Origin of the sequence: Flavobacterium soyae (assembly GCF_021245985.1) — a bacterium.
GTDB lineage: Bacteria > Bacteroidota > Bacteroidia > Flavobacteriales > Flavobacteriaceae > Flavobacterium > Flavobacterium soyae.
In genome coordinates this window covers 1-686 of record NZ_JAJQXA010000038.1, presented here as the reverse complement: position 1 = coordinate 686, position 686 = coordinate 1, and the positions used below count along the sequence as shown (strand labels likewise).

Annotated in this window: 1 protein-coding gene; it reads right to left on the bottom strand. The window is 52.9% G+C overall.

Annotated features, from left to right (window positions below; genetic code table 11):
• Window positions 1–686, bottom strand: a 686-nt coding sequence (locus LUU93_RS21480) for a hypothetical protein (RefSeq protein WP_232683219.1), incomplete at both ends; no start/stop codon positions are given.

Below are 686 nucleotides of genomic sequence, written 5' to 3'. Positions count from 1 at the left end.
GCCGAAGGGCTTACCGTATAGGTATTCGAAGCATCATAGTTTGTAATTGTAAAACTTCCAGATGCCGTTAAGCATGTAGGCTGGATCACAGCGCTTAATGACGGAACTGCCGGGGTAGCCGGCTGCGCATTGATAACCGCAGCAGAGGATGCACCCGAAGTACAGCCGTTTGCTGAAGCCGTTACCGTGTAGCTTCCTGCCGGTGCCGTTACAGTATCCCCCGACTGGGAAACACCTGCCGAAGGGTTTATCGTATAGGTATTTGAAGCATCATAGTTTGTAATTGTAAAACTTCCAGATGCCGTTAAGCATGTAGGCTGGATCACAGCGCTTAATGACGGAACTGCCGGGGTAGCCGGCTGCGTATTGATAACCGCAGCAGAGGATGCACCCGAAGTGCAGCCGTTTGCTGAAGCCGTTACCGTATAGCTTCCTGCCGGTGCCGTTACAGTATCCCCCGACTGGGAAACACCTGCCGAAGGGTTTATCGTATAGGTATTCGAAGCATCATAGTTTGTGATTGTAAAACTTCCAGATGCTGTCAGGCACGTAGGCTGGGTCACAGCGCTTAATGACGGAACTGCCGGGGTAGCCGGCTGCGCATTGATAACCGCAGCAGAGGATGCACCCGAAGTACAGCCGTTCGCTGAAGCCGTTACCGTGTAGCTTCCTGCCGGTGCCGTCAA